Annotated in this window: 11 protein-coding genes; 9 read left to right on the forward strand and 2 right to left on the reverse strand. The window is 43.5% G+C overall.

Annotated features, from left to right (window positions below; genetic code table 11):
* Window positions 1–101: 101 nt before the first annotated feature.
* Window positions 102–2,711, reverse strand: a complete 2,610-nt coding sequence (locus T357_RS0102620; RefSeq protein ID WP_049962225.1) for a DNA internalization-related competence protein ComEC/Rec2 — start codon at window positions 2,709–2,711, stop codon at window positions 102–104.
* Window positions 2,712–2,913: 202 nt separating this feature from the next.
* On the opposite strand from T357_RS0102620, the gene T357_RS0102625 reads away from it, so the two are divergent.
* Window positions 2,914–3,732 carry a mechanosensitive ion channel family protein gene (locus T357_RS0102625; protein ID WP_044915910.1) on the forward strand — a complete coding sequence of 273 codons (819 nt, stop codon included), beginning with the start codon at window positions 2,914–2,916 and terminating at the stop codon, window positions 3,730–3,732.
* 796 nt (window positions 3,733–4,528) lie between these two features.
* Here the strand turns inward: T357_RS0102625 and lepA are convergent.
* A complete protein-coding gene (gene lepA / locus T357_RS0102635; protein ID WP_031548343.1) occupies window positions 4,529–6,352 on the reverse strand; it encodes a translation elongation factor 4 in 1,824 nt (607 codons plus the stop codon).
* A gap of 355 nt (window positions 6,353–6,707) precedes the next feature.
* On the opposite strand from lepA, the gene T357_RS0102640 reads away from it, so the two are divergent.
* The 8 genes from T357_RS0102640 (at window position 6,708) to T357_RS19890 (ending at window position 17,808) form a co-directional block, all read left to right on the forward strand.
* The gene (locus tag T357_RS0102640; RefSeq protein ID WP_031548345.1) at window positions 6,708–8,885 is read left to right on the forward strand and encodes an autotransporter outer membrane beta-barrel domain-containing protein; all 2,178 of its coding nucleotides are present in this window, start codon (window positions 6,708–6,710) and stop codon (window positions 8,883–8,885) included.
* A gap of 150 nt (window positions 8,886–9,035) precedes the next feature.
* Complete coding sequence (locus tag T357_RS0102645; RefSeq protein ID WP_031548347.1) at window positions 9,036–10,061, forward strand: branched-chain amino acid aminotransferase; 1,026 nt, start codon at window positions 9,036–9,038, stop codon at window positions 10,059–10,061.
* 178 nt (window positions 10,062–10,239) lie between these two features.
* Window positions 10,240–11,433, forward strand: coding sequence for a radical SAM family heme chaperone HemW (hemW, locus tag T357_RS0102650; RefSeq protein ID WP_031548349.1), 1,194 nt, complete (start codon window positions 10,240–10,242; stop codon window positions 11,431–11,433).
* Between the two features lie 110 nt (window positions 11,434–11,543).
* Complete coding sequence (locus T357_RS0102655) at window positions 11,544–12,134, forward strand: TetR/AcrR family transcriptional regulator (protein ID WP_031548351.1); 591 nt, start codon at window positions 11,544–11,546, stop codon at window positions 12,132–12,134.
* A gap of 377 nt (window positions 12,135–12,511) precedes the next feature.
* On the forward strand, window positions 12,512–14,107 hold the full coding sequence (locus tag T357_RS0102660) for a sodium/proline symporter (RefSeq protein ID WP_031548353.1): 1,596 nt from the start codon (window positions 12,512–12,514) through the stop codon (window positions 14,105–14,107).
* Between the two features lie 303 nt (window positions 14,108–14,410).
* Entirely contained in the window at window positions 14,411–15,853 is a 1,443-nt protein-coding gene (locus T357_RS0102665) for a hypothetical protein (RefSeq protein WP_031548355.1), read from the forward strand.
* A 101-nt stretch (window positions 15,854–15,954) separates the two neighbouring features.
* Entirely contained in the window at window positions 15,955–16,971 is a 1,017-nt protein-coding gene (gene holA / locus T357_RS0102670; protein ID WP_044915912.1) for a DNA polymerase III subunit delta, read from the forward strand.
* A 246-nt stretch (window positions 16,972–17,217) separates the two neighbouring features.
* Complete coding sequence (locus tag T357_RS19890) at window positions 17,218–17,808, forward strand: 3D domain-containing protein (protein WP_049962226.1); 591 nt, start codon at window positions 17,218–17,220, stop codon at window positions 17,806–17,808.
* Window positions 17,809–17,924: the final 116 nt, after the last annotated feature.

Raw genomic sequence — 17,924 nt, forward strand, 5'->3', positions numbered from 1 at the left:
CCTTCTTGCTAAGGAGTATAACATACATGAAATTCCTTAACAATCTTTCCCGCAGATTGTGTTTTTTGAAGAATAGTTACCTTGTTGGTAAGAATAAATCTCTAACTTATATGATGACTTACTTTATATTTTTTTCCATTGCTAATTATCCTTATTTCTCCGTTCTTCCCGGTTTCATAGAGCTCTATACCATGATTCTCTAGTATTTCTAAAGTTTCTTTATGCGGATGTCCGTAGCGGTTGTTGTTTCCGTAACTCAGGATTGCTACCTCCGGGGTCATGAAATCAAGCAGATCTTCAGAAGTGCTGGTGGAGCTCCCATGGTGTCCGGCCTTCAGAATATCAATGTCGAAAGGTTTTTTTGTAACATCAGAGATGCCTGAAGGATTTGAAGAGGAGATCTGAGGGAGGATTCCGGAACCCGATTTCTCCATATAATCAAGCATTTTATATTCGCACTCCTTGTCCATGTCTCCTGTAAACAGCATGCTGAAATTTCTGTAGTTTAAAAGCATTCCGATAGAGTGACTGTTGGCTTCTTCTATGTAGTCGTTGCTTAGAGGATAAAGTCCTCTTAGATTTAAATCGTCAACTTGAAGCTTGCTTCCGGCACCGAAATACCGTATTCCGGTATTTTTTGCGGAGGCAGCAGTTTTCAGCTTGTCATATCTCGCATCTTTCTCCGCAGGAAGAGGAAGCACCAGTTCTTTTATCTTTATAGCCTCGCTCTCTTCCAAAAGGTACAGTATGCCGCTATAGTGGTCGGAATCGCAATGGGTGATAAAGGCAATGTCGATAACATCGATTCCCTGAGATTCAAAGTAGGGTATGAGCATTTCTTCAGGCAGCTTCTTTTCCGAGGTGGAGCCACCGTCAACGGTTATCACCATATCCTCATATCTTATGACCAGTCCATCTCCCTGACCTACATCAATGGTGGTGATTTCGAGACCGGAGGGTGGCTTTCTTATGAGCAGAAAACACCCGGTCAAAATAACAAGTACAGCTATTTTAGGCATGATGGAATACAAGTGCTTTGTTTGCCGTGACATGAGGTTCTTTTTCTTTAGGGTTTTCATATAGAGTACCGTGAGAATCAGTATGCTGAGCAAAAAATAGTAGACTATGATGCTTCGGATATCCGGTCTTCCCAGAAGAAGTGAGGAATAAGGTATCTCTTTCATCGCGATGCACAGGTTGTTATAGAACCTGAGAATATAGTGTCCAAACCCAATCGAAGCTATTCCGAGCATCACTGAAAAGAAGGATAATGTCACTGCCAGAAGCCCGCTGTAAACTACATAACTCATCAGCGGCAGGACGATGAGATTAAGTAAAAGTCCGTATAATGGGAATCTGAAAAAGTGATACAGGATAACGGGCAGAGTCATGATCTGTAAAAACAGAGACATATAGACACCGTTTAAAAAGCTGTTTTTAGGATGAGGCAAAAGGTTGCCGATACCCAAGGCAAAAACCGCCATAAAGCTAAGCTGGAAGCCGGAACTGAAGATGATATAGGGCTCGTCCATGACCAAAAGGATGCAGGAAAGTGCCAATGCTGTCAGCATGTCATAGCTTCTTCCGATGGCTGCTCCCAGGAACTTCATTAGTAGCATGATAACAGCACGTATGGCAGAGCCTGAGCTTCCTGTGAAGATTCCATAAGACAGGATCAGCATTGCACCACCCACTCCCGCAATCTTTTTGGAAGCGCCGAAGCGTCTTAGAAGATCATAGAATCCCGCTCCGATTATGGATAGATGAAGACCGGACACTGCAAGGATATGAGCGATGCCCATATCCTGATAAAGGTCTCGGATTTCTTCATTCATTTCGGATTTTTCGCCCACAAGAATAGCTTTATAGATTCCCGAATCTGTTTCATCGGCAACTTCATCAAGTTGACCGCAAATCAGGTTTCTGAACCTTTGAAGTCCGGCCTTGAAGGGCTCAGGTTCCCCGCCGATGACTTCAGCGCAGTCACCGTACAAGGAACTGCTTATGCCGAGAGTCCTATAGTAAAGTTCAAAGTCAAACTGTCCCTCGTTTCGAACACCCTCCGGTGGGATGACTGTACCGTAAATCTTCACGATTTCGCCGGGAAAAGGTCCCGTATCCGTTGTATAGAGAGAATTATCAGTCTGAGTAGTCTGATGTTCCTTTGGAGGATGATCTTCTTCGCTTGAAAATACTACTCCGGTATTTTGCGAAATTTGATTATCAGAGTAAGAGATTTTTGCATCAGAGTCCTCCTGCTTCGAAAGGTATACCATCACAGTCCCTACCGGCTGATCATATCTCTTTCTCATTTTCTCCGAGGCATCTGCCGGTAATGTTTCGGAGCTGCCATAGGCGCTGGAAAGAAGAGCATCCTTAAGAACGATTTTCTCGCTTTTGGAACCGGAGGTGTGGCTTATAACAGTGCCCTTGATGGAGACATTAAGATCCTCGAAAGCCGCAATACGTTTCTGACAGTTATCGATTGTACGGCATGAGTATTGATACCTGATGACTCCCGATATGAACATAACAAACAGGAGTGTCGCAGCACCCCGCTTTAGTCGCTTGCTTTTTAAACCATGGAATAAAATACCGCTGAAAAGAACTCCCGCGGTAATTTCAGGAAAAAGCCCTGCCTCTCTTGCTGTTACACACACTCCAAGTACGAACACAAACGCAATCAGAAGCAATGGTCTTTTGTAGTTCATAGGAACACATCATAGCAGAAGATGGGCGGGGGTGCAAGGTCCGATATAATTTATTGCAGAAATCCATCAGGGACGGGGCTGCCAAAATATCTTAACTGATATTATTTTTTTTGATAAAATCGAAACTAATGAAATATATTCGTGAGGCTTTAATCATTGAAATTCTATGTGTAAAAATGTTTTTCTAAAAAAGGAGGTTCTTATGTTTAACGTGGAAAAAGTAATGTCGGAGATCACAACTATCAGTATGCAGGCGGGAAGTAAACTGCTGCTGGCACTCATCATTTTTGTTGTCGGACGCATCATAATAGGTCATATCATGAAGCTGGTGAAAAAGATTCACGCCATCGGAAGCGCAGATAAGACTGTGGCAACCTTCATTATAAGCGGCATAAACATTGTCCTTAATATCGTTTTACTGCTTAGTATCATCAGCGTTCTTGGAGTGCCCATGGCATCGGTTATCACCATCCTTGCTTCTGCAGGCATGGCCATAGGTCTTTCTCTTCAGGGTGCCCTCAGCAACATTGCCGGCGGAATTATGCTTCTCATTTTCAGACCCTTCAGTGTCGGAGAATACATCCAGGCAAACGGTGTTGAGGGAAGTGTCAGAGCCATCAGTATCATGTACACAACTCTTCTCACAAACGATAATAAGAAGATAATGATCCCTAACGGCGAGCTCATGAACAAGAGCATTACCAACTGCTCATCGGAGGAGCTTAGAAGAGTAGACCTTCAGTTCAGCACCGGAAAGGGCGAGGACATCGTAAAGATCCAGAACATCCTTCTTGAGGCTATGAAGTCCAATGCCAAAGTCCTTACAGACTCACCTGCCCATGCTCCGTTTGCTTCCATTGACGGCGGTACAAATGAATCCATAATCTTCACAGCCAGAGCCTGGGTTAAGAGCGGTGACTACTGGACAGTGTACTATGAGCTCATGCAGGAGATTACCAAGGCCTTCGGCGCTGCGGGAGTTTCAACACCGGCAGTGAAGATGGTGACGGTGCAGAACTGAGAGATTGCAAATCTTTGGATGATTGGAAATCTTGAAAGATTGTAAATCTTTGGATGATTGGAAATCTTGAAAGATTGTAAATCTTTGGATGATTGGAAATCTTGAAAGATTGTAAATCTTTGGATGATTGGAAATTTTTGAAAGATTATATTTCTTTGTAAGATTGGAAAATGCAGCATTCAGAAATATGAAGCATTAAAAGAAGACGAGAGAGCTTAGCTGGTTTGCTAAGCTCTCATTTATTTTTTTTCAAACAATAATCAGATAATAATTATTCGGAATGTACTCTGACAGGCTTTCATAAACTTGAAGCTTTCGGGTCTGCGTGACTGCAATCCGTCTTTCCTCAATATAAGTCATTGCCTCAGTTTATCATTCTTGACCACGATTAGCGGTTCTTCGATATGAGTCATATATGCTACAGACAGAATCTGACTACAATGGGATAATTCTTCAAATTGAGTCATAGTCTCCGGGCTGATTGTTTGACTGCAATAAGATAATTTTCCAAATTGAGTCATAGCCTCCGGGCTGATTGCTTGACTGCAATAAGATAATTTTCCAAATTGAGTCATAGCCTCCAGGCTGATTGTTTGACTGCAATGAGATGATTTTCCAAATTGGGTCATAGTCTCTGGGCTGATTGTTTGACTGCAATAAGGAAATTTTCCAAATTGAGTCATAGCCTCCGGACTTTTTGCTTGACCGCATTTCGCTATTTTCTGATTTGAGTCATGATTATGTTATTTCAGGTCTGAATCCTGGAGGTCGAACTCAGAAATGCTACTTCTATCTCTTATTCCGAATCCAGCTTCAGCACTGACATAAATGCGCTCTGCGGGATCTCGACATTACCGAACTGGCGCATTCTGCGCTTTCCTTCCTTCTGCTTCTCAAGAAGCTTCTTCTTACGGGAAATGTCTCCGCCGTAGCACTTGGCTAGCACGTCCTTACGAAGGGCCTTAACAGTCTCTCTGGCCTGAATATGTCCGCCGATGGCAGCCTGGATAGGAATCTCAAAGAGCTGTCTCGGGATTTCGTTCTTCAGCTTCTCGCACATTTTCTTTCCGCGCTCGTAAGCAGAATCCGCGTGAACTATGAAACTGAGGGCATCAATGATCTGACGGTTTACAAGTATATCAAGCTTCACCATCTTACTGGTCTGATATCCCTTCAGGTCATAGTCAAAGGACGCATATCCCTTGGATCTTGACTTTATGGCATCAAAGAAATCATAGATGATCTCATTAAGAGGCATATCGTATTTAAGGATGGCACGGTTTGCCTCGATGTATTCTGTACTCTTGTAAACACCTCTTCTCTCCTGGCAGAGAGTCATGATGGGACCCATGAACTCTGGTGTAACCATTATCTCTGCATCTACAACGGGCTCCTCCATGTGATCGATCTCAGAAGGATCAGGAAGGTTTGCAGGGTTGGAAAGCTCAATCATAGTGCCGTCGGTTTTGTAAACATGATATACAACCGAAGGCGCTGTGGTTACGAGATCAAGATTGTACTCTCTTTCAAGTCTCTCCTGAACTACATCAAGGTGAAGGAGTCCCAGGAATCCGCATCTGAAACCGAAGCCGAGAGCCTGTGAAGTTTCCGGCTCATATTGAAGGGCGGCATCATTAAGCTGAAGCTTCTCTAAAGCATCACGGAGATCCGGGTAGCGCATGGTGTCCGCCGGATATATTCCGCAGTAAACCATGGACTGAACCTTTTTGTATCCGGGCAGCGGCTTCGCTGCAGGGTTAGCGGCATCCGTAACTGTATCACCAACCCGGGTCTCGCGGATATCCTTGATGGAGGCGGTAATGTAGCCGACCATGCCGGCGCTGAGCTCCTCACAGGGGATAAATCTTCCCGGAGCGAAATAGCCAACCTCCGTAACATCAAACTCAGCCTTGCTTGCCATAAGTCTGATCCTGGTTCCGACCTTAACTCTTCCTTCCTTTATCCTGCAGAAAATGATAACTCCTCTGTAGTTGTCGTAAAGGGAGTCGAATATAAGTGCCTGAAGCGGATTGTCAGGGGAGCCCTCCGGAGCCGGAAGCTTCTGCACGATGGCCTCCAGAACCTCTTCGACATTTTCACCTGTCTTTGCGGAAATCCTGGGAGCGTCAAGAGCCTCAATGCCGATGACATCTTCAACTTCGTTTGCAACTCTTTCAGGGTCTGCAGATGGAAGATCAATCTTATTGATGACCGGAAGTATCTCCAGGTCGTGATCAAGTGCGAGGTAAGTATTGGCAAGAGTCTGGGCCTGGATACCCTGGGTTGCGTCCACGATCAGGATGGCTCCGTCGCAGGCTGCAAGTGAACGGGAAACCTCGTAGTTAAAGTCAACGTGTCCCGGAGTATCGATGAGATTCAGGGTGTATTCCTTTCCATCCTTCGCAGTATAGATAACGCGGGTGGTCTGAGACTTGATGGTGATACCGCGCTCCCTCTCGATGTCCATGTTATCCAACACCTGGGACTGCATCTCTCTCGCCGTAAGAGTGCCCGTCATTTCGATGATACGGTCTGCCAATGTTGACTTGCCGTGATCGATATGCGCAATGATACAAAAATTTCTGATTCTTGACTGATCAACGTTTATATTTTCTGACATGTTATTCCTTTATAAATGTGTTAATGTAAGCGATCCGGATATCGGTAGTCCGCATTCAAGCAGGCTCCGATTCTGACCGCGTTCCCAAACATGCAGTTCGGGTATATTTCTTCGTTTTCGTTCAAATATCCTATCATAAAGTATGTGGATTTGCCAATATAATGATTGATTCTGTACCTGAGTATGCTTGGATAAAAAAATAACAATAATGTATATTTTCTGCTTTTCTTTTTGATTTTTTTGACGATTAAATAGACAAGGAAGATTGTGTTTATCTGAGTATATTAATGCAGCAGATCAGAAGAAACGGAACGTGAAGAAAAATCTGATTGAGTTTTACGAAAGGAAGTTGATTATGAGAAGGAATTTCAGGAAAGCAGCAAGTTTGGTTACGGCGGTCACTATGGTGATATCGGCAAGCCCTGTGACATCATATGCGGTGACACGTACTGGCGATCACAAAGTTGTGATCGGGGAAGGTGAAAAAATCGGGGATACAGGTGATCATGATACAGTATATGGTGATGTAAAAATCACGGAAGATGATGAGATCGCGGAGAATCATGGCAGTGTCGATAAAAACGATGAAGACATGACGATAGACACAAATCTCGGTGAAGTAGGGGACAATGAAGGCATAATAAACCAGAATCTCGGTGAAGTAGGGGACAATAAAGGCATAGTATACACAAACGGAAGCGAAGAAGAGGATGATAATTATAACAGGGTGAATGAAGGAGCCCCTTATATAGAAAACAATTATGGCGGTATACGTGAAAATCACGGCGATGTAGATACCAACCAGGAAACGGGTTATATCGAAGAAAACAACGGAACCGGATATATAGACACAAATGAAGGTTCTGTTAAGAAAAATTACGGAACCATAAATGAAAACAACAGTGAGATTGAAGTTGTAGGGAAGAATCGTATTTCAGGCGGAGTATATGACAACGAAGGTTGCATAAAAACCAACAACGGTGATGTGCTGTATAACAAAGAAGGTTACGTCGGAACCAACAACGGTGTAGTATATTCCAATAGTGCCTATGGACTTGAAGAAGGGGAGTTTTACGCAGGCGTTGAAAATAATGCCAAAAAGGGCGTTGTAGTAGATAACAGCGGTCTCATCGGCAACAACTATGGATTGGTAAAAAACAATTATTCTGATGCAGTAGTCATAGCTAACGCCAACAAAGTTGAAACCAATCAGGGCGTAATAATCAGAAACTATGGTACGGTTGATAAGAACCAGTCAGATGACTACGACCAGGGAATTATCTACAACTACGGAGAGGTGACAGAGAACGACGGCTACATTGGCGGTAATCATAAAGACGTAGGTACAAACATCGGACTTGTGGACGAGAACTTCGGTAACGTCGCAACAAATAATGGCGATATCGGCGGTGAGGAATTTGGCGGAAACTATGGCATTGTAAGCACAAATAACGGAACCGTATACATTAACACCGGTAAGATACTGGAGAATAAAGGAAAAGTTGTTGATAATGCTTTCGACGGAATTGTAGGAAACTATGCCGGAGGAACCATCGCCGAGAATAACGGTACTGTTTACAACCTGGGAGGAAAAGTCACAAAGAACATCGGAACAGAATACTTCTCGGTTTCCATCACAGGCGGCGGTAATACCACTCAGCAAGGCGGTAAGTTTGCAACCAGCGAAGATTATGATGGTAACTGGCTTGGGACAACCGGAACAACTCAATCCTCAACTACTATTAAAATAACTCCCAATGATGGTTTTAAGATTGAACACTTCAGCATTCCGACAGAATACGATAAATATGTGAAAGCTTTCGATAACGGCGACGGAACCTGGACACTTGAGGTTAAATCAGGGTTAAACATCAAGCTTTCTATTCCTGATGCCTCGAAACCTGTGATAAATGTAGAACCGGAACATGACAATCATGATGACTATAAAGACATCAATAAAGCGGATGTAAATGTTAATCCGGTTACAAATCAATGGACTATGATATCTCCGGCAAACGGTGAAGCAGCCAATAACAATGCAGCTGTTATGGACCCTGCAGTTACTCCTTCACATGGCGACGGTTTACATTCGGTGGACCTTTCGAAATATACCAGGTCACTCAGTACACCGGAAGCAATGTGCAATTTTGCAGCAGCAGGGGTTCAGACCTTAGGCACAGAGAATATCAAGGGGACAGGAACCATCGATTTTAAGCATGCATTTGACGGCATGGAAGTTGGCACTTTAAATGTTCCTGTAACCGCTGATGTTAAGAATGGTATTACATACAGAGTTATCTTCAACAATGGCGACACGGCGGATGTGGTTTGCAGCATGGACGGAGTTCTAAGCATTCCTGTAAACGTTTCGGGATGGGAAATAACATATATCATATACAACCTTAATATGGACCCTTATTCAGCCATGATGCAGCAGAAAGCCGATATAACGGCAAACACCACGGGACAAAATGCGGGACTTACAGCCATGGCACCCATGACTATGTCAGGTAATGCGCAGCAGCAGATATAACCGCGAGTTTGGATATAAAACATAAAAATAATCTCCGATTATAACTTCTATAATATTTTTATGTATTTTATCTCGTTGAAATAGAGCTTTTTTGAGACTATACTTTACTGAGAAAACAACATAAAAGTGTTGTGAAAGGAGATTACGGATATGGCTAAAAAGAACCTTGATTGGGCAAATATCGGTTTCGCTTATCATGTAACTGATAAGAGATATGTTTCAAATTATAAAGACGGCAAGTGGGATGCAGGTGCCCTCATTGATGATCCTAATGTGACACTTAACGAGTCAGCATGCGTACTTCAGTACTGCCAGCAGGTATTTGAGGGCTTAAAGGCTTATACCTGGGAGGATGGCTCTGTTGTTTGCTTCCGTCCCGACCTTAATGCAGACAGAATTTACGAATCAGCTCAGAGAATCGAGATGCCTCCGTTCCCTAAGGAGCAGTTCATCGATGCCGTTGATCAGGTTGTTAAGGCCAATATCGACTGGGTTCCTCCATATGGCTCAGGAGCTTCACTGTATCTGAGACCTTATGAGTTCGGTTCCGGCGTTGTTATCGGAGTAAAGCCTGCAACAGAGTATCAGTTCAGAATCTTCACAACTCCTGTAGGACCTTACTACAAGGGCGGCGCAACACCTATCGCTATCCTTGTATCTGATTTCGACAGAGCAGCACCTCGCGGAACAGGTTCTGTCAAGGCAGGACTTAACTATGCAATGAGTCTTCATTCATCAGTACTTGCTCACCAGGCAGGTTATGCCGAGAATCTTTATCTTGACCCGGCAACAAGAAGTTATGTTGAAGAGACAGGCGGTTCCAATGCTATCTTCGTTGATGCGGATGGCAAGCTTGTAGTTCCTAAGTCACCGTCTATCCTTCCTTCCATCACAAGACGTTCAATCGTTTATATCGCAGAGCATTATCTGCACCTTACAGTTGATGAGAGACCTGTTAAGTTCGAGGAGATCAAGGGCTTCAAGGAGTGCGGTCTCTGCGGAACAGCAGCAGTTATCTCGCCTGTTGGCCGTATCGTTAACGGTGATGAAGAAATCCTTCTTCCATCAGGTATGGAAAAGGCCGGCGAGGTTATCGGCGAGCTTTACAGCACCATCACCGGTATCCAGAGCGGAAAGATCGAGGCACCTGAAGGCTGGATCCACCACGTTTGCTGATAATAATGTTATATTACTAAGCCTGTCGCGTTGCGGCAGGCTTTCTTTTGTGCGATAATGCTTTCAAGTGCATGCCGTGCCGATACGAGCATGTGTTTGGAAGCTGACTACATCGAACAGCTTTGCTGCGAGATGTGCGATAATGCTTCCAAAAATCAATTAATCTAACAGGTGCATCATGCTTGAAACAAAGATCATTGACCCAACAGACAAGAAACAACTTGAACTGTATATACATATTCCCTTCTGCGCGAAGAAGTGTAATTATTGCGATTTTCTGTCCTTTCCGGCCCGGGAGCAGGAGCACAGTGAATATGTTGACAAGCTTTGCGGGGAGATAGAACTCATATCGAAAAAAATTCCATCAGAGCGGGAGATATCAACTATCTTTATAGGGGGAGGTACTCCGTCTCTTATTGATCCGAAACATATAGTGAGGATCATGAAAACCATAAGACAGCATTTTCGCGTAAGGGAGGATGCTGAGATTACTATTGAATGCAATCCGGCGTCAACATTGGCCTACAAATTTACACTATACAAAAATGCAGGTATAAACAGACTTTCTATCGGACTGCAATCCGCCGATAACCGGGAGCTTAAGACCCTTGGCCGTATACATATCTATGAGGATTTTCTCAAGTGCTTCCAGAATGCAAGGATGGAGGGATTCGGAAATATAAACATTGACCTTATGAACGATATTCCGGGGCAGACGGAGAAGTCCTGGCAGGATACTCTGAAGCATGTGTTAATGCTTAAGCCGGAGCATGTGTCCATTTACAACCTCATAATTGAAGAGGGCACCCCTTTTTATGATATGTATAATGCCGGTCAGCTTCCTCTTCCGGGAGAGGAGACAGCGTCTGCAATTGATGAGATAACCCGGACTATAACCGTGAAGTACGGGTTTGAACGCTATGAGGTTTCAAACTACGCTAAGCCGGGCTTTGAGTGCAGACATAATTATGGTTACTGGTCCAATGTCGAGTACATTGGCTTCGGACTGGGAGCAGCTTCTTACTACGATAATCGTCGTTGGAATAACACAAGAGATTTTAAGAAGTATATGGAGCTTAATTTCCATATGGATATGAAGAACGGCTGGGCAGAGCTTCACACAGATGTACAGGTTCTCGACAGAAATGAGCAGATGGAAGAATTTATGTTCCTGGGACTTCGGCGTATAGAAGGCGTTTCTGAAGTTGAGTTTAAAACAAGATTTCAGGTGGATATAATGAGCGTGTTCGGAGATAAGCTTTCGCAGTATGTCAGTCAGGGGCTCATAATTCACGATGGATATCGTTATCGTTTTTCGGAGCATGGCATGGATGTGTCCAATGTTATCCTAAGTGATTTTCTGTTGGATTGACGGATGTTAGACACTGCATCTGGGGAATTTTAGGAATAAATGCGGCTGTTTACGTTTCCGGTGACCCGGAAACCGAAAGCTGAGATTTTGAATTAATTACAGGTGGCTATATGGCGAAAAAGAATGGCAGAAACACAAAACAGAAAATAGTATCTGCGGCATGGAAGCTTTTTTATGAGCAGGGTTATGAGGACACCACCGTCGATGACATTGTCTTTGAATCCGGTACCTCAAAGGGTTCATTTTATCATTACTTCGAGGGGAAGGATGCGCTTCTCGGCTCCCTCAATATCTTATTTGACGATAAGTATGAGGAGCTTGAGAAAACCATGGATCCTGAGATGCATGCCATAGATAAGCTTATTTATCTCAACCATGTTCTCTATGAACTGATTGATTCATCGGTATCTGTTGAGCTTCTGACAAGACTGTTTTCCTCGCAGCTTATAACCCATGGAGAGAAGCATTTGCTTGACAGAAAAAGGGCGTATTTCAAGGTGCTGAAGCAGATCGTGAAGGAAGGGCAGGCAAAGGGAGAAGTCAGGGATGACATGGCGGCCAACCAGATCGTAAATGATTATGCCATGTTTGAAAGAGCGCTTTTATATGACTGGTGCCTTGAGGACGGGGAGTATTCTCTCATCAGAAATGCAGACAGACTTATGCCAATGTTCCTTAATGGATATAGAATTTCAAAGTGATTTTTATGATGATGTTTCTATATGGACATATAGTTACAGAATGATTCTTATTCCGAAGTTTTATAACAAATACATAGTTTTAAAATATTTCTTTTTTAGGACTTTAATTAGAACTATAATCAGTCTATCTAAAAAATTACGAATTAAAGCCAAATATCATACGATTATTCAAACGGAGTATGGACTATGGTCTATACTCTGTTCTGTATTTTAGTCTACATAAAGTTATGCTATAGTACAAAGCAATAATACATGGGAATACAATCTTTACGGATTCTAACCCGGAGGAATAGTTCATGGGAATGTCATTGATTATGAATCGGTTATTCGGGATTAAATGCAAAGGGATGATATTTCCGAAAGAAAGGGAGAAAAGTATGACTAGCGAAAGTATTTTTATTTTACTGTCAATCATTGCTTATCTTGGAATCACAATTTGGATAGGTGTTTATTTCAGCAAAAAGGGATCTGCATCTGACACCGCCAATTTTTATCTTGGAGGACGAGGGCTTAATCCTATAGTTACAGCTATGAGTGCCGAGGCTTCGGATATGAGTTCATATCTTCTCATGGGACTTCCGGGACTCGCTTATCTTGCAGGTGTTGCAGAGGTAGGCTGGACAGTTATCGGACTTGCGGCAGGAACCTATCTCAATTTCCTCTTTGTAGCGAAGAGACTCCGTGTTTATTCTGAAACCATCGGAGCAAACACTGTTCCACAGTTTTTCTCAAAGAGATATGACGACAGGAGAAATACATTATCCTGTCTTGCAGCTGTTGTAATCCTCATTTTCTTTATTCCTTATACAGCATCAGGCTTTAAGGCTGTAGGAACACTGTTTAACAGTCTTTTTGGATGGGATTATCATCTGGCAATGGTATTTGGAGCAGTTGTTATCATTGGTTATACAGTTATGGGCGGATTCATGGCAGTATCAACCACCGACCTTATCCAGTCCATCGTAATGACTGTGGCTCTTTGCATTATCATTGTATTCGGTATATCCTGCGCAGGCGGACTCGGCACTGTTATCAATAATGCCAAGGAGCTTCCCGGATATCTCAATCTTTCACAGGGCTACGATGCGGCTACGGGAACAGCCGGAAGCTTCGGAATTCTTCCTGTTATATCCACTCTTGCATGGGGACTTGGATACTTCGGTATGCCTCATATCCTTCTCAGATTTATGGCTATCAGAAATCCTGAGGAGATAAAAATTTCAAGACGTATCGCATCTGTATGGGCGCTTCTTTCCATGCTGGTTGCTGTATTTATCGGAATCATTGGCTACAGTGTATCTGTAGCGGGGGAGATACCGTTCCTTACAACCGGATCAGATTCTGAAACTATCATCATCTGCCTTGCAAATCTTATGGGTAAGAATGGTGTATTCTTCGCAATCGTTGCAGGTATCATCATGGCGGGAATTCTTGCGGCAACCATGTCAACCGCAGATTCACAGCTCCTTGCGGCATCCAGTTCTATGTCAGAGGATCTTCTGCGAGACTTCCTCCACATCAAGATGGATGATAAGACTTCTATGAAGGTTGCAAGAGGAACAGTTGTGGCTATAGCTATCATTGCTCTTTTCCTTGCATGGAATCCAAACAGCAGCGTATTCAGAGTAGTATCCTTCGCATGGGCAGGTTTCGGAGCAGCTTTCGGACCGGTTATGATCCTTGCTCTTTTCTGGAAGAAGAGTACACGCGGCGGTGCAACAGCAGGAATGTTCGCCGGCGGCGCAATGGTATTCATCTGGAAGTTCCTTGTTGCTCCTATGGGCGGTGCATTCGCAATCTATGAGCTTCTTCCTGCATTTGTAGTTGCATTTGTTGCAGACGTTGCAGTTTCCAAGGTGACCTTCGAGCCTGCAAAGGAAATCCAGGATACCTTCGACCTCGTAGTTAAAAAGTGCAAAGGCGAGAACAGCGCAGCGTTTTCAGAAGCAAAGCTTGCAGATGCGGAAATCTGATAAAAAATAAAAACAGCCCGCCGGGGATTGGACATATGTGTTCATCTCCGGCGTTTTTTTGTTGCACGGACTGCCTGTTCTGATTGATAGCTGCATAGAAGCACTTAGAGTTCAGACTTTGGATTTTCCCGACCGGGCGACCCGGTTTATGATGGATGCCCACCGGCTCTGACCTTCATGTGCCCCGGCGGAACCGGTCTTTCAGGATTTGGAATGATTAGGAAATATTATTTACTTTATGGCGATTAAAGAATAAAATATTTTACAGAGTATTAATGAAAGCTTTTAACAAGGAGGGGCATTATGAGAAAGAGACACCTATTGATGGCGATGATCATCGCAGGATCCATGTCAATGCTTGTGGCTTGTGGCGGCGGTTCGAAGGAAGCCGAAACAGCAGCAACAACAGCGGCAGAGACAAAGGCTGCAGCAACCGAGGCATCTAAGGAAAAAGAAACCGGGAAAAAAGCAGAAACAGAGGCAGCTACAGAAGCGGCAACAGAGGCTGAGAAAAAGGCCGAGGCAGACAGCGCTGATGTAGGTAAATTTATAATCTATGAGTACGAAGCAGGCGGCCATCCCGTAACTCATGAGATGCTTGTAGAAGCAGGTATGGGAGATACCTATCTGGAACTCTATAAGGACGGAACAGGAAAATTCAATCTTTTCCACAGCCTTCTGGATATAACATGGGAACCTGGTGAGATCACCGTTTACGGCACCACAAAGTATCCATATGTGCTTGAGGGCGATACATTGAAGCTTGATATGCAGGATGTGGCTCATTACACCATGGTGCGTGATGACGGATCAACTCCTGCAGAGACTGCTGCAACAGAGGCATCCGAGAGTAAAGACGAGACCGAGGAAGCTAAGGAAACAACAGAAGCGAAGGATAATGCTTCCGAAACAGAAGCAGCCGCAGATTCCGGAAAGAAGGTTCCTGACGGAGTTGCTTCCGGAGACGGTTTGGTAAGCGAAGAAGATCTTCAGAAGGGCTATGTATGGCTCAATAAGGTTGCAAAGGATGTTTTCAATCTTACTTATGAAGATCTGGCAGATCATTTCGGAGTAGAGGGTGAGTTTGACAAGGAAGAGTATTCAGACCACATGCAGCGCAACAAGCGTTACTATAAGTGGATTTCCAAGGATGACTCAAATCACTTTATCTATGTTAATTTTGATGAGAAGGATGCTGCGAAGGAGCCCGGTGTTTATCGTGTAAGCAGCTTTAACACCAGCGGTTTCAGCGGATCAGATGCAGAAGCAAAGTATCTTGATGCAGTTAAGGCTGAGGCAAGTGATGCAGATAAAGCAGCAACTGCCAATGCCAAGATGAAGGACTTCACCATAGAGATTACTCCATGGGGAAATAAGGATGACATTGTTAAGGTCGGCATGCAGATTCCTGACTCAGGATGGGCTTATGATGAAAAGAAGGCGCATCTTGTAGAGAACGAAGACATTAACTCTTTCGGAGCAGGATTTATCCAGTTTAAAGTTGAAGAAAACCTGGATAAGTTTGATACCTATAAGGAGAAATTCGAGAACTACAAGGACATCGATGACCGTGAAATCGGTGGAAAGACCTTTAAGGGACGCACCTACAAGAACATAGGTTATGAATGGACAGAGTACCTTGCCCAACTTGATGATACTCATGCTGTATCTATCGGTATAGTAAGAGTGGATCTCAGCGACGGAACCATGGGTGACAAGATCCTCAATTCTGTAAGCTTCAAATAAGTCAACATAATATATTTTGGCAATCTCCCGCTTGTGTTAAGTCATAAGCGGGAGATATACTTTTATAAGATTTATGAAAATCATGATTCATCGGGGTATATATGGCATACAAGAAAAAAGAAAACGAAAATGATTATCAGCAGCTTGGAACTGACCTTAAAAGCGGAGATTTCAAGCCCTATTATCTTCTTTACGGTGAGGAGGAATTTCTGAAGCTTTCCTATAAAAAAGCTTTCCGTAAAGCCTTCGGAGGAGAAGATGGAATGGCATATAACTTCTTTGATGGCGCGCCGGATGTGGATGAACTGATAGACATTTTAAATACCATTCCTTTTACTTTCGGGGATAATAACGGGAGACTTGTGATAGTAAGTGACAGCCAGTGGTTCAAAAAGGCTCCGCCTGAGAAGCTTTTGAAATATCTTGATGATATTGAGCATTTTCCTGAAACTGCTCACCTTATGTTCATCGAGAAAGAAGTCGATAAAAGAGGAAAGCTATACAAGATAATACAGAAAAACGGTTTTGACTGTGAACTTGGATTTCAGGATCATGCCCAGCTTGGAAGATGGGCAGCCCGATATCTCACAAATGCCGGAAAAAAGATCAGAAATTCAACCATGGAGCTAATCCTCGGTAAAACAGGAAACAGTATGGATAATATCGCTTCAGAGCTCGAAAAGCTGATCGCATATACGGGAGACCGTGACGTGATAGAGGATCAGGATGTGGAGACTATCTGTTCCCAGAATGTTGAAGACAGAGTCTTCGACATGATCACAGAGATGAGTCTCGGAAATACTGAGAAGGCGATGCAGTATTACGGAGATCTGCTGACACTTCAGGAAGCACCCATGAAGATACTGAGTCTTATGAGGAGAAATTTTAACCAATTGCTTCTTACTAAAGAGTCGGTAACAAAGGGCATGAACGGGCAGGAAGCTGCCAAATATGTTAATGTTTCTCCCTGGATCCTGGGCAAACTTCAGAACCAGGCTAAGCACTATTCACTTGAAAGTATCGAGGATTATATAAGCAGATGCCTGGAATATGATGAGTCCATAAAAAGCGGAAATCTGACAGACAGAATGGCGGTGGAACTTCTGTTAACGGTGTAAAATTCACCACTTTGCTTTTATTTTTCGTAAAAAACTTTAGAAAAATTTTAGTTGACCGTTTTTTGAAGCTGTATTAAGGTCATAGCGTCGTATGTTGCAAAATCGTAGAAAAATCGCCTGGTTTTAAGGCGATTGTGATTCCTTATTACGGAGAGGTATGCTGGTTTGATCAGGCAGCAATGACCACTCTGCGGCAGTGCATTTTACTGCAGCTTAAGTAAGGATAACCATAGGAGGAACAATTATATGAAGATGGCAGGGCTAAAAACAGCTGCGGCAACGTTTTTTATTACCGCGTTGGTTTCAACTTCTGCTTTGGCGGCTGCTACAGCCCCCACAGGTACAGAATGGAGCGATGAATCCCTGGTTACGGGTTATGAACTTATTCAGACTTCGGATTCTGAAATGGATGCAGAGATAGAGGCTGAAATGATTGCCGAACAGCAGCTTGCAGAGCATATAAAGGCTCTTGAGGCCGCGGCTAAACAGTCAGCAAGTTCACCGGTCACGAAAGTAGGAAGTGTTGTTACTGAGGAAACTACGCATTACAAGCGTGGAAATATGATCGGCAATTTCAAACTCACGGGATATTATGGCGCAGGAGTTACCTATTCGGGAGCATATACAACGGCCAATCATACAATCGCCGCAGATCTCGGCGTTATCCCTATGGGAACAAAGGTATTTATAAATGACACTGTTTACACAGTAGAAGATATCGGCGGAGCAGTTAAGGGTAATCTCATAGATGTTTACTATGATACCTATGCAGAGGCTGCCGGTGTTACCGACAGAGGCTGGCAGTACGCAGATGTGTATCTGGCAGTGCCGGTGTAATAAGGATATAATACTTTAGTTGGAAGATGGGTTGATGACCTCGATTAAACTAAAACCAGTAAAGAAGCATCTTTCTAAGATGCTTCTTTTTTTTAGTTCATTCTTTATTCACAATT

This window comes from Oribacterium sp. FC2011, assembly GCF_000701645.1.
GTDB lineage: Bacteria > Bacillota > Clostridia > Lachnospirales > Lachnospiraceae > Oribacterium.